Raw genomic sequence first — 12232 nt, 5'->3', positions numbered from 1 at the left:
ATGAGAACCTCAGCTCGCGCAGTGGCGATGTGCCTGGCCGCTCCGGCCGTCGCGATCGCCTTGTCCGGCGTCGCCGCGGGTACAGCCGCCGCTGATCCCGGCTGCCAGGGGTCGATGAACGGCCCGTGGGCGTTCAACGGTGGGTGTTACGGCGGCGAGGGCACCTACCGGCTCGAGGTCGACTGCATCGGATACAACATCGCGCCCTTCGCCGTCGGGCCGTACACGATCCGCCAGGACCTGCCCGTCGGCCAGGCGGGCACGGTGGCGTGCTTCGGACCGAACTGGTCCAGCGCGGGCTGGGCGGTGGGTTCGCGGATCTTCCGGCTCTGACGCCGCGCCGCACGGACGAGGCACCTAGGATCCGATGATGCCGCTGTCCCGTCGACAACTCCTGCGCACCGGCGTGGCCGGATCGGTCGCGGCGCTGGTGGGGGTGTCGGCGGTGAGCAGCGCGAGGTTCGCCGCGCCACGGTGGCTCGGCGAACCGTTCTCCCTCGGGGTAGCTTCCGGCGAACCGACTCCGGACGGGGTGGTGTTGTGGACCCGCCTGGCCCCCGATCCGCTCGCACCCGACGGGTACGGCGGGATGACGGTCGACCCGGTGACCGTCGACTACGAGGTCGCCGAGGACGAACGATTCACCGACATCGTGGTCCGGGGTTCGGCGGTGGCCACCCGCGCATTGGGCCACAGCGTGCATCCCGAGGTTGCCGGGCTGGCACCGGATCGCTGGTACTACTACCGATTCCGGGCCGGCTCGGCGATCTCCCCGATCGGCCGCACCCGCACCTCCCCGCCACCGAACAGCCCGACCGAGCGGCTCCGGTTCGCTTTCGCGTCGTGCCAGTCGTGGAGTTCGGGCTACTACACCGCCTATGAACACCTCAGCGCCGAAGATCTCGACCTCGTCGTCCATCTCGGCGACTACATCTACGAATCCTCCTGGGTGCTGGCCCGTCGCGGTGCGCACCTGCCGCCGCAACTCGCCGGCGAGGCAGTGGATCTGGCCGGCTACCGATTGCGCTACGCCCAAGCCAAAGGCGAAGCGCCGCTGCAGGCCGCGCACGCGGCGTTCCCATGGCTGGTCACCCTCGACGACCACGAACTCGACAACAACTGGGCCGGTGACAGTCCCGGCCTCGGACTCGACGTGTACCGCGTCCAGCCGCTGTTCCGACGCCGCAAAGCCGCAGCCTTCCAAGCCATGTACGAGCACCAGCCGATGCGCTTGGCCCAGCTCCCCTCCGGCCCGTCGATGCACCTGCACCGCCGCTACCGGTTCGGCGATCTGGCCGAGTTCACCATGATCGACACCCGGCAGTACCGAACCCCCCAGGCCTGCGGCGACGGCTCCGCGGTGATCGGCTGCGCCGAGCGGTTCGACACCGGCCGCACCCTTCTCGGTGCGGCCCAACGTGATTGGCTCGTCGACGGCTTCGCCACCTCGACCGCGCGCTGGCAGGTACTCGGCAACCAGGTCGCCATGGCCCAGTCCGACTACGACCCCGGCCCCGACCTGCTCCTCGGCACGGATGCGTGGGACGGCTATGTCGCCGACCGCAATACAGTCCTGGCCGCGGCGGCCGACCACGCGGTCGACAATCTGGTCGTGATCACCGGCGACCGCCACGAGAACTACGTCGCCGACCTACGCCGCGACTACGCCGATCCCGAATCACCGGTCGTAGCAACCGAGTTCACCGGAACCTCGATCAGCACCGGCAGCGACGGCGCCGACCTCACCGACGGGGGGCGCGCGCTGCTCGCCGGCAATCCGGACCTGAAGTTCTACAACCGCCAGCGCGGCTATGTCCGCGTCGACCTCGATCATCGGCAGTGGCGCAACGACTTCCGCGTTGTCCCATATGTCAGCCGACCGGGCGCGCCGATCAGCACGCGCGCGAGTTTCGTCGTCGAGAACGCGGTCCCCGGCGCGACCCCAGCGTGAGACCCGACGCACACGCGTTATGGATCCGGGGTGAATTCCTCCATGGTCATCGCCGTAACCTCGGGGACCTGCACCGGGCGCAGCAGCGTCCAGCCGATGAACACGACAGCGACCCCGAGCATGCCGAGGCCCGCCCACAGGTTCACATCGATCCCGCCGGTCTTGGCTTCCTGGGCCGCGCTGTCCTGCACCAGCGAGGTGATCACCAGGACCGCGCCGTAGCTGCCGAGCAGCGCACCGATGATGGTGCGGATATCGAAAAGCATTGTGCTGGCTCCTTATCCGACGATGATGTTGAGCGCGATCACCAGCACGAGCGCGATCCCCGCGAGCAGGACCGGCCGCTGATACCAGGGCAGCGAGTCGGCATCGGCATCGGTGCGCATCGCCTTCGGCGTCTCGGAATACACCAGGCCCACCAGTTCGGCCGCCGGTTTCGGCTGGGTCACCACGGTGACCGCGACGCTGACGACGATGTCGACCACGAACGCGGCGCCCGCGGCGACGAAGCTGGCGCCCTGCCCGGACAGGTTGGTCACCCCGGTCTCGTTGAGCAGGAACACGAAAACGGCGGCGAGGGTGCCGCTGACCAGGCCGACCCACCCCGCGGTCGGCGTCATCCGCTTCCACATCATGCCGAGAATGAACGTCGCGAACAGCGGCGCGTTGAAGAAACTGAACAGGGTCTGCAGGTAGTCCATCATGTTGCTGAACCCGCCCGCGATGAACGCGGTGAAGATCGCCGCCCCCGTCGCACCGACCGTGGCCAGCCTGCCCACCTTCAGGTAGTACCCGTCGGGACGACCCTTGCGGATGTACTGCTGCCACAGATCGAAGCTGAACACAGTATTGAACGCCGAGACATTGGCCGCCATACCCGCCATGAACGCCGCGAGCAGACCCGCGAGCCCGACTCCGAGAAGTCCGTTGGGCAGCACTTCTTTCATCAAGAACAACAGCGCCTGGTTGTAGGTGACGTCGCCCTCGAAATCGGGGTTCGCGGTGACCTGCTGTTTGTACTCGATCATCTGCGGCACCAGGACCGCGCTGATCATGCCGGGAATCACCACGATCAGCGGGATGAACATCTTCGGATAGGCGCCGATGATGGGTGTGCGCTGCGCGGCCGAGATCGAGTGAGTCGCCAACGCGCGCTGCACTTCCACGAAGTTGGTGGTCCAATAGCCGAAGGACAGCACGAAGCCGAGACCGAAGACGATGCCCATGATCGAGGCGAAGTTGTCGGTGAACCCGCTCATCGCGTTGCCCGGCCAGGTTTGCAACTGGTCGGCACCACCCGGCGAGGCGGATACCTTGTCCTGCAAGCCCTCCCAGCCTCCGACGCGGTGCAGACCGACCAGGGTGAGCGGCAGCAGCGCGGCGACGATCACGAAGAACTGCAGCACCTCGTTGTAGATCGCGGCCGAGAGCCCGCCGAGGGTGACGTAGGACAGCACGATCACCGCGGCCGCGACCACCGAGATCCACAGCGGCCAGCCGAGCAGCACGTTCACGATGGTGCCCAGCAGGTAGAGGTTCACCCCCGCGATCAGCACCTGAGCCACCGCGAAACTCAACGCGTTCACCAGGTGGGCGCCGGTTCCGAAACGCCTGCGCATGAATTCGGGCACCGAACGCACTTTGGAGCCGTAGTAGAACGGCATCATCACCACGCCGAGGAACAGCATCGCGGGTACGGCGCCGATCCAGAAGTAGTTGAACGTGGGGAAACCGTATTGAGCGCCGTTGGCCGACATTCCCATGATCTCCACCGCGCCGAGGTTGGCGGAGATGAACGCCAGACCCGTCACCCACGCGGGAAGCGAACGCCCGGACAGGAAGAAGTCGACACTCGACGACACCCGGCGCCTGGCGATCAGGCCGATTCCGAGAACGAAGACGAAGTACAGGGCGACCAGCGCGTAGTCGACCGGCGCGGCGTCGAGTCTCAGGGTCGATGAGGCCTCGTGCGTGACAGACGAAAAGGCAAGCAGCACAGCATGTCCCTCCTGACCTGGAGCCGGACGGCACACGAGACTCGTTCACACGGCGCGAAATGCGTCGTCCGTCGAACTGTTTCGGGTGCTTCCACTGTGCGTGTCGGTGCCGTGCCTCACAGCGAAATCGCGCTGAACAAAATTCACTCCAGTTTGTGCGCACCCGCGGCGGGCTCGACGGCGAAGACGCGGGGCGGGGTGAAGCCTGATGCGGCGAAACGGTCCGTGATGGCCCCGGCGACCTCCGCGTCCCGGTCGACCAAGGCGATAACGCTGCCGCCGAAGCCGCCGCCGACCATTCGCGCACCGTGCGCGCCCGCGTCGAGGGCCGCTTCGACCGCGAGATCCAGTGTGGGCGCTGATACTTCGAAGTCTTGTCGGAGCGAACGATGTGAGGCGGTGAGCAGCTCACCGATCGTCCGCGGGTCCGCACCGGCGCGTAGCCGGTCGACGACAGCGAGTACTCGCGCGTTCTCGGTGACCACGTGGGTCGCGCGGCGTCGAAGCAGCGGATCCTTCAGGCGTAGAAGGTCTTCGGAGGTGGCGTCGCGTAGAGCAGGCAGGTTCAGCGCATCGGCGGCGGCTTCGCATTGCGCCCTGCGCTCGGCGTATCCGCCGTCGGCCAGGTCGTGCGGGCTACCGGTGTCGGCGACGAGCAGGGCCAGTCCGGCGGCATCGAGAGCGAACGGAATCTGTGCAGCGGCAGCAGGTTCCGCGCCGGTGAAGGCGCGGATGTCGAGGAACAGGGCATGGCCTTCGGTGCACAGAATCGAGGCCGACTGATCGAGCAGGCCGGTCGGCACTCCGGCGAAACCGTTCTCCGCCGCCCTGGCGATCTCGACCATGTTCCGATCGGTGAGTTCGGGCGCGAACAGATCGCGCAACGCGATCGTCACCGCGCAGCACAGGGCCGCCGACGAGGACAGCCCGGCCCCGATCGGTACCGCACCGTCGAGTTCGAGGGTCACGCCGTCGACTCCATGACCCCCGCGGACGAACTCGTCGACGACGCCGAGCGGATAGCGCGCCCAGCCCGGCAACCGATCCCGTTGCGCCACAAGCTCATCGATCCGCACCTCGACGACCTCGCCCGGCCGCTGCGCCGAGATGAGCCGCACCAGCCCGTCGCCGCGCGGCGCGGCACCGCAGACCACACCGAGCGACAGCGCGATCGGGAGCACGAACCCGTCGTTGTAGTCGGTGTGCTCGCCGATGATGTTGACCCGGCCCGGCGCGATCCACTTGTCCACCCGTTCTTCCCTTCCGCTTCCTGCGACGATGCCACCACCGAACACCGCGCCAGGCGATCGTGCGACACCGGGTGCCGAATCGGTATCCGGCAATGCTCACAACGCATCGACAGCAGGGCCGTGGACGTGTCATGATCGACTGGGTTGTAAAGGTTTTGAGCGTCGGCGCCTGCCGGCCGGGGATAGTGCTCGAACAACAACACTCGGTGCTCTCGGCCGATACTTCGAGTGATTCACCGGCTTCCCATTCGATCGACGCTCGTCGCGTGCGCAGCAAGATCGAGGGGGGCTGATGACCATCAGCGAGACACGCTACGGGAGCCTGCGACGATGCGTGGTGCTGATCGGGGCGGCGGGGGCCGTGCTGATCGCGCCGTTGTCGGGTGGCCGGGCGCTGCCGTTTCTGCTGCTCATCGTGATCGTCGCCGGCTCGCTGGCGATGATCGGGTACGGCATGTACAGCCACCGACCCGCGCACCGGCTGCCGTGGTATTTGCTGGCAGCCTCGGTTCCGCTGTTCGCGGCGGGTACCGCGATACGCGCGCTCGGAGTGCACCCGAGCTGGCACCCGGTCGACGATCTGTGCACCTTGGCGGCGTACCTGTGTCTCGGCCTCGCCGCCGTCGGCTGGCTACAGCCGCGCAGACTCCGTCACGCCCGTGACCTATGGCTGGACTCGACGCTCATCGGACTCAGCGCGCTGCTGGCCTCGTGGACCTTCCTGATCTCGCCGATTCTGCGACACTGCACCGGGTTCGTCGATACCGCGTTGGCCGCGAGCTATCCGGTGATCCACGCCTTGCTGGCGACCGTGCTCGCGCATTCGCTGGCGACGGTGGTTCGCTCGGAGACCTCACTGCGGTTGCTGCAAGCGGCGCTGATCACTGTGCTCTTCGGCGGATTGATCGAAAGCCTCACTGCCGCAGGCACGTTCGCGATAGATCCCGAGTTCGCGTTGGTGCCGCAGCAGTGGGCGTATCTGCTGGCCGGGCTGGCCGCGGTACAGCCGACGATGGGGGCGCTGCGTGACGCCGAGGATGTGGGACCGCATCGTTCGCGGCAGCGGGCCGGAATGATCGCGGTGGCACTGGTGGCAGCCTCACTGGTCAGCGTGCTGGGCGCCGATCTCGCGGTCGTCGACCGGGTGGTGATCTGTTCGCTGCTCACGCTGCTGCTGGTCGGCGTGCTGGTGCGCAGCGAACGCGCCATCACCCGCAGCATGCGCAGCGAACGCCGAGCCCAATACCAGGCCGACCACGACCTGCTCACCGGCCTGTTCAACCGCGCCGCCCTGCTGCGCGCACCGCACCGCTACCGCGAACAGTGGGCCGGAAAACCGATGTGTCTGCTGTTCATCGACCTCGACGGCTTCAAGATGGTCAACGACAGCTACGGACACGCCGTCGGCGACGAACTCATCGCCAACGCCGCCTCCCGCATCCGCCGCACCACCACCAGCGCCGACCTCACCGCCCGCTACGGAGGCGACGAATTCGTGGTGCTGGCGCCCCGCACCCGCACCGAAGCCGCGGTCCTGGCCGAACACATCCTCGGCGCGTTCATCCGCCCCTTCGCACTGAGCTGTGGCGAAATCCCCATCACCGCCAGCATCGGCGTCGCCTGCCTGACCACCTGCCCCACGGAGAAGACGATCTACGACCTCATCCGCACCGCCGACGCCGCGATGTATCACGCCAAGGAATACCGCCTCGGCCTCACCTTTCACGATGAATTGAGTAAGCCCTCGATCCGCCGCCTGAGCTCCGCCGCCCCGCGAATTCAGCGAGTCGCGCGGTAGCTCGACGGTTCGCTCAATCCCCCAACTCCTCCAACAGCTTTCGAGCGGCCTCCAGCTCGGCCTGCAACTGCGCGACCTTCGCCTGCTGAACGCCCCGAGCAGCCTCCAGAATCCCGGCCACCACTTCCTCCACCTCGGGATGCAGGATCTTCGCCGCCTGGGCAACGGCCGCGCTACTGACGGCCATCCCCTTCACACTGCGCTTCTTGCCGTTGACCACATCGACGGTCCACTCCCCGTCGGCGGTACCGGTGAGCGTGACGGTTACCTCGGGAGCCTTCGCCTTGCGCGCCGCGGCGGTTTTCGCGGGCCGCGGTGCGGCCGGAGCGGTCTTGGCGGCGTCATCGGATACCGGGGCGAGCGACCTCGGCGCGGGCGTAGCAGCGCTCGGCAGGGTCGACGGCTGGGTCACAGTGTTGTCCTTTCGGTTGCTCGGTGCGGGGGTACTTTCCGGGCGGGTCTTCGCGGAACCGCCCGGCGTTACGGTAGTCCCGCGGGCCGGCTTGGTGAGCGTCACCTCGCTCGGGCCGAACGAGAGCACATCTTTGGAACCGGTCGGCCGCACCTGCAGGAAGTCGCCGGCGGACGGATCGTCGAGCGCGACTACCTTGCCCGACTTCCCCTCGGCGACGCCGACAGCGGCGGCGGTGAACCACACCATCGGCGGTTTGCCCTCGGCGAGCTCGCCTGCGATTCGCGCGAGCTCGGCGTCGGACAGTACCGGCGGTGCTGATCGGCGGGATGCGGACTTGGTGCTCGGCGAGGACATCGTGGACTCCGGGGGTTGGTGCTACAGCGTGGTCTGTGGCACCGATGATGCCCCACAGCACCGACAAGTTCTCCCCCGAGCCGCCCACACGGCCCGAAAACCCCTCCCGCACGGGTATTCCGGACCGCGATACGATCAGCCGCGAGTGGCGTTGCCGCGCGTCGTGGGCCGAATGTTCTCGCGCACCGCGGCCACATCCCGATAGCCGTTGACCGCCATCAACAGGTCCGCTTCGGCGGCGTAGCTGCGCAGCAGATGCACCAGACCGCGTACACCGCCCAGTGCGAGCGCGTACACATAGGGCCTACCGAGCCCGACCATCGTCGCCCCGAGTCCGAGCGCCTTCACCACATCGGCGCCCGAGCGCACCCCGGAGTCGAACAACACCGGCACCCGGTCATCACAGGCGGCCACGACCGCGGGCAAAGTCTCCAGCGCGCTCAGACCACCGTTGGCCTGGCGCCCACCGTGATTGGAGCAGTAGATCCCGTCGGCGCCGAGGTCGATCGCCTTGCGCGCGTCGTCGGGGTGGGAGATGCCCTTGAGGATGAGCGGCAGGTCGGTGATCGAGCGCAACCAGCCGAGGTCGTCCCAGGTCAGCGAATTGCCGAAGGTCGCGATCCAGTGCAGGACAATCATTTTGGGGTCGTCGGAGCCGACCATCTTCTGGAAGACCGGGTCGCTGGTGTAGTTCTTCAGCACATGCCCACGCAACTGCGGGAAGTTGCCACTGGCCAGGTCGCGCGGCCGCCAACCGGGTACCCAGGTGTCGAGGGTGACGGTGATGCCCGCGTAGCCGGCGGCCTCGGCGCGGTGCACCAGGCTCTCGGCGAGTTCCCGGTTCTTCGGCGTGTACAGCTGGAAGAAGGAGGGCGTATCGCCCGCATGCGGACGCACGTCTTCGAGCGGATCCTCCATCAGCGTGGAGTACATCGCGGGCACACCGGTCTGCGCCGACGCCTCGGCCACCGCGATGTCACCGTGGCCCTTCTCGCCGACCAGACCGATCACGCCCACCGGCGCGAGGAACAGCGGGCTGGCGAAGGTGTGGCCGAACGCGGTGACGGTGAGGTCGCGCTCGGTGGCACCGACCAGCATCCGCGGCACCAGACCCCAGTCGGCGAAGGCTTCGGCGTTGCGCCGCTGTGTGAGCTCGTCGCCCGCCCCGCCTGCTATATAGTTCAGCAACGAATCCGGCAGTGCCGCAGTGGCTTTGCGCTCGAGGGTCGCGTAATCCATGGGAAATTCGGGCTGGATCCCACCGAGCGCGGCCAGGTAGATCTCGTTCTGATAGTCGGCGAACTGACTCATTGCTGCACTTTCGCACGCCGACCGGCGTTCACCGACCGCAGGGGGGATGTAAGGTGCGTCATACTCGAAAATACGAGATTGTGAGTACCCCTGTCGTGACCGTCGTCGAACACTCGGCTGCGTCCGCCGATCCGGACGCCCTACTCGCCGACCGCGTCCATTGCGATGCCATCCGTCACTTGACCCGCCTCGCGCTCGGGCTCTCCCAGGATTCGATGGATCTGCTGACCTCGGTCACCGATCGACTGCGGGCCGCCGAGGGCGCCCTGCGCGATCCACTCACCAGCGACCTCGGCTACGACTGAAGCTCGTCACCGCCGCCGCGCGGTGAGCGCCGCCAGATCGGCGAGCCGATGCGCGCGGGCGATCTCCGCGGGGGTGAACGGTTCGTCCGGGCGAACGAAACCCCAGCGACTGTCGTCGCGGTCCAATTCCAGCAGGGTGCCCTCGCCCGGTTCGGCCACCTCCGCCGTGCCCGGCGCGAGGTAGCGCGCACCGAGTAGTTCGGCGACGGCCAGGGGCAATTCGTCCGGATCGCCGACGATGCGGGCAGCGATCGCGAGCGCTTTGGTCTGCCCGTCGATCAGCGACAGCACCGTCGCGGGCCACACCCGCACCTCCGAACCTCCCGCGTGCTCCACGGCGGTGGTGATCGCCTGCGCGGTGATCTCGGCGGGCGCGGCGACGACGAGTTCGTCGAGTACCGCATCCTCGAGTTGGTGCACGTGCACGGTGAGAATGTTGGCGTCGCGGTGGGCGAGATGCTTGGCCAGCGTCTCGAGCGCGCCGGGTCGATCGGCCAGGCGCACACGGATCCGCCAGAGCGCGGGCGCGGCGTCGATGCGGTCGCGCGTGCGGAGCTCCGGGCTGTGCAGCCAGCCGCCGAGCATCCGCATCGCCGATGGTTCCACCACCCAGATCACCAGGATCGTGGTGGTGATCGTCAGCAACGTGACAGTGAGCAGGTACGGCGGGTGCAGGTGGACCACCAGCGCGTGCAGCGCCAGTTCCACCGGGAACACCGCGGCGAGTTTGGCGAGGGTGAGCCTGGTTCGCCCCGGATGCGGCAGTCTGCCGCAGACCTCGCAGGCCAGGACCGTGACACGGGGACGCACTGCGAATCGCCTCATGCGGGTCAGCGTCTCCGGCATTCGTGTCGATCTTGGACGACGTGCGTAACGGCGATGTGAAAGCCGACGCGAAAACTGTTGACCTGCAAAGACTTCCCCGGTGATACCGAACACCCGCGAGTCTCGACTGTGACCGTCAGCACCATTTACTCGATAGTCCGCAGCAACGATTGTGACTCGCATCACCAAAAACCATTGACAAACCAACACAAACGGGCATAAAACAACATAAGTACAGATTCGCTGAGACCGGAGGAAACCATGTACGCCGAGGAACGGCAGCAGGCGATCGCGACCCTCATCGGGCATCGCGGGCGCGTCTCCGTCGCCGAACTCGCCGACCAGTACGGAGTCACCACCGAAACCGTGCGCCGCGATCTCGCGGTGCTCGACCGGCTCGGGGTGATCCGGCGGGTACACGGCGGCGCGGTGGGTTCCGGCGCGCTCACCACGTTCGAACCGGGCACCGCCGAGCGCGACAGCACCCGCGCCGCGGAGAAGGACCGCATCGCCGAACTCGCGCAGCGGTACCTGCCGGGCTCCGGCGGCAGCGTGCTGTTCGACGCGGGCACGACCACCGTGCGGGTGGCCGCGGCTATGGCGATCGACATCGATCTGGTCACCGTCACCAACTCGCTGCCGGTCGCCGCGCGGCTCACCGGGTTCGCCGGCGTGCGGCTGCATCTGCTCGGCGGACGGGTGCGCGGAATCACCCAGGCCGCCGTCGGCGCCGAGACCCTGCGGCTGCTCGGCGAATTGCGGGTCGACGTCGCGTTTCTCGGTACCAACGCGCTGACGGTGCGGCATGGGCTGTCCACTCCCGATCCCGAGGAGGCGGCCGTGAAACGCGCGATGATCGCCGCCGCCGATCGGGTGGTCGTGGTCGCCGACGCGAGCAAGATCGGACGCGAGGACTTCGTGCGCTTCGGCGATGCCGCCGATATCGACGTCCTGGTCACCGATGCCGACATCCCGGCCACCGCGCACGCGGAACTGGTCGCCGCGGGAATCGAGGTGGTGCTCGCATGATCGTCACACTGACCGCGAATCCGAGTGTCGACCGCACGGTCACCCTCACCGAGCCGTTGCGGCGCGGGCAGGTGCATCGCGCGGCGAGCGTCACATCGCATCCCGGCGGTAAAGGGGTCAACGTCGCACGGGTGGTGGCCGGAGGCGGGGCGCCGGTGCTGGCTGTATTACCAGGGTCCGACGACGACCCCGTGGTGCACGGATTGCGCACGGCGGGAATCGCATTCCGCACGGTGCCGGTGGCGGGCGGGCCGAGGGTGAATCTGACCATCGCCGAAACCGACGGCACCACGACCAAGATCAACGAGCCCGGTCATCCGTTGACCGCGCGCGATCTGGCCGCGCTCACGGCGCTGCTCGTCGAGTCGGCCGCGGGAGCGGAGTGGATCGTGCTGTCCGGGTCGCTGCCGCCGGGGGTGCCCGTCGGCTGGTACGCGGAGCTCGTCGCGACGGTGTCATCCAGCCGAACTCGGCGTACCCGCGTCGCCGTCGACACCTCGGACGCTCCCCTGCTCGCCCTGTTCGACGAATCAGTAGGCGCCGCACCGGATCTGATCAAACCGAATACCGAGGAACTGGCCCAGCTCACCGGCCTGGACCCGGTCGACCTCGAAAACCCCACGGCCGCGGCCGAAGCCGCCGCGACCCTGATCGACCGCGGTGTCGGCGCGGTCCTGGCCACCCTCGGTGCGGCGGGCGCGGTGCTGGTCACCGCCGATGGCGCCTGGTTCGCCGCGGCCCCGCCGATCGTCCCGCGCAGCACCGTCGGTGCGGGTGACTCGGCGCTGGCCGGCTACCTGCTCGCCGATCTCGCGGGCGCCTCCCCCGCGGATCGACTCCGCACCGCCGTCGCCTACGGCAGCGCCGCCACCGCGTTGCCCGGCACCGAACTGCCAGGCCCCGCCGACGTCGTCCTCGAGGCCGTGACGGCCAACCCACTCACCGCCTCCGAACGCTCCACGCCATAAACACCGCCCCTGCCTGCTCCACCCCACTC

At 67.8% G+C, this 12232-nt stretch carries 13 protein-coding genes; 7 read left to right on the top strand and 6 right to left on the bottom strand.

Annotated elements, in window-relative coordinates; genetic code table 11:
- Together NS1_RS10595 and NS1_RS10590 are read left to right on the top strand one after the other, a co-directional pair.
- Complete coding sequence (locus tag NS1_RS10595) at positions 1 to 333, top strand: hypothetical protein (RefSeq protein ID WP_157125162.1); 333 nt, start codon at positions 1 to 3, stop codon at positions 331 to 333.
- Between the two features lie 37 nt (positions 334 to 370).
- Positions 371 to 1951 carry an alkaline phosphatase D family protein gene (locus tag NS1_RS10590; RefSeq protein ID WP_062983760.1) on the top strand — a complete coding sequence of 527 codons (1581 nt, stop codon included), beginning with the start codon at positions 371 to 373 and terminating at the stop codon, positions 1949 to 1951.
- Between the two features lie 17 nt (positions 1952 to 1968).
- On the opposite strand, the gene NS1_RS10585 is transcribed toward NS1_RS10590, so the two are convergent.
- From NS1_RS10585 to galK, 3 genes are all read right to left on the bottom strand, one after another.
- A complete protein-coding gene (locus NS1_RS10585) occupies positions 1969 to 2217 on the bottom strand; it encodes a hypothetical protein (protein ID WP_062983758.1) in 249 nt (82 codons plus the stop codon).
- A gap of 12 nt (positions 2218 to 2229) precedes the next feature.
- Complete coding sequence (locus tag NS1_RS10580; protein ID WP_255284486.1) at positions 2230 to 3948, bottom strand: sodium:solute symporter family protein; 1719 nt, start codon at positions 3946 to 3948, stop codon at positions 2230 to 2232.
- Between the two features lie 143 nt (positions 3949 to 4091).
- Positions 4092 to 5198, bottom strand: a complete 1107-nt coding sequence (gene galK, locus NS1_RS10575; RefSeq protein ID WP_084503655.1) for a galactokinase — start codon at positions 5196 to 5198, stop codon at positions 4092 to 4094.
- A gap of 131 nt (positions 5199 to 5329) precedes the next feature.
- Between galK and NS1_RS39940 the strand changes: the two genes are divergently transcribed.
- Positions 5330 to 5491 carry a hypothetical protein gene (locus NS1_RS39940; protein WP_157125161.1) on the top strand — a complete coding sequence of 54 codons (162 nt, stop codon included), beginning with the start codon at positions 5330 to 5332 and terminating at the stop codon, positions 5489 to 5491.
- Complete coding sequence (locus NS1_RS10570; RefSeq protein ID WP_062983756.1) at positions 5491 to 6996, top strand: GGDEF domain-containing protein; 1506 nt, start codon at positions 5491 to 5493, stop codon at positions 6994 to 6996. Before NS1_RS39940 ends, NS1_RS10570 begins: the two co-directional genes overlap by 1 nt.
- 13 nt (positions 6997 to 7009) lie before the next feature.
- Here the strand turns inward: NS1_RS10570 and NS1_RS10565 are convergent, their stop codons facing one another.
- Together NS1_RS10565 and NS1_RS10560 are read right to left on the bottom strand one after the other, a co-directional pair.
- Entirely contained in the window at positions 7010 to 7765 is a 756-nt protein-coding gene (locus NS1_RS10565) for a DUF6319 family protein (protein ID WP_056812705.1), read from the bottom strand.
- A gap of 135 nt (positions 7766 to 7900) precedes the next feature.
- Positions 7901 to 9076, bottom strand: a complete 1176-nt coding sequence (locus NS1_RS10560) for an alpha-hydroxy-acid oxidizing protein (protein WP_062983754.1) — start codon at positions 9074 to 9076, stop codon at positions 7901 to 7903.
- 80 nt (positions 9077 to 9156) lie between these two features.
- On the opposite strand from NS1_RS10560, the gene NS1_RS10555 reads away from it, so the two are divergent.
- Positions 9157 to 9381 (top strand): hypothetical protein, encoded by a 225-nt coding sequence (locus NS1_RS10555; RefSeq protein ID WP_157125160.1) that lies wholly within the window; start codon positions 9157 to 9159, stop codon positions 9379 to 9381.
- Positions 9382 to 9387: 6 nt separating this feature from the next.
- On the opposite strand, the gene NS1_RS10550 is transcribed toward NS1_RS10555, so the two are convergent.
- The gene (locus NS1_RS10550; protein WP_062984082.1) at positions 9388 to 10206 is read right to left on the bottom strand and encodes an ACT domain-containing protein; all 819 of its coding nucleotides are present in this window, start codon (positions 10204 to 10206) and stop codon (positions 9388 to 9390) included.
- A gap of 261 nt (positions 10207 to 10467) precedes the next feature.
- On the opposite strand from NS1_RS10550, the gene NS1_RS10545 reads away from it, so the two are divergent.
- Complete coding sequence (locus tag NS1_RS10545) at positions 10468 to 11235, top strand: DeoR/GlpR family DNA-binding transcription regulator (RefSeq protein ID WP_062983751.1); 768 nt, start codon at positions 10468 to 10470, stop codon at positions 11233 to 11235.
- Complete coding sequence (locus NS1_RS10540; RefSeq protein ID WP_062983749.1) at positions 11232 to 12203, top strand: 1-phosphofructokinase family hexose kinase; 972 nt, start codon at positions 11232 to 11234, stop codon at positions 12201 to 12203. The genes NS1_RS10545 and NS1_RS10540 overlap by 4 nt, the downstream gene beginning before the upstream one ends.
- Positions 12204 to 12232 lie beyond the last annotated feature (29 nt).

Origin of the sequence: Nocardia salmonicida NBRC 13393, from assembly GCF_001613085.1 — a bacterium.
Taxonomy (GTDB): domain Bacteria; phylum Actinomycetota; class Actinomycetes; order Mycobacteriales; family Mycobacteriaceae; genus Nocardia; species Nocardia salmonicida.
Note: the sequence above shows the minus strand (reverse complement) of the source record. Positions and strands in the feature narration are given on the sequence as shown.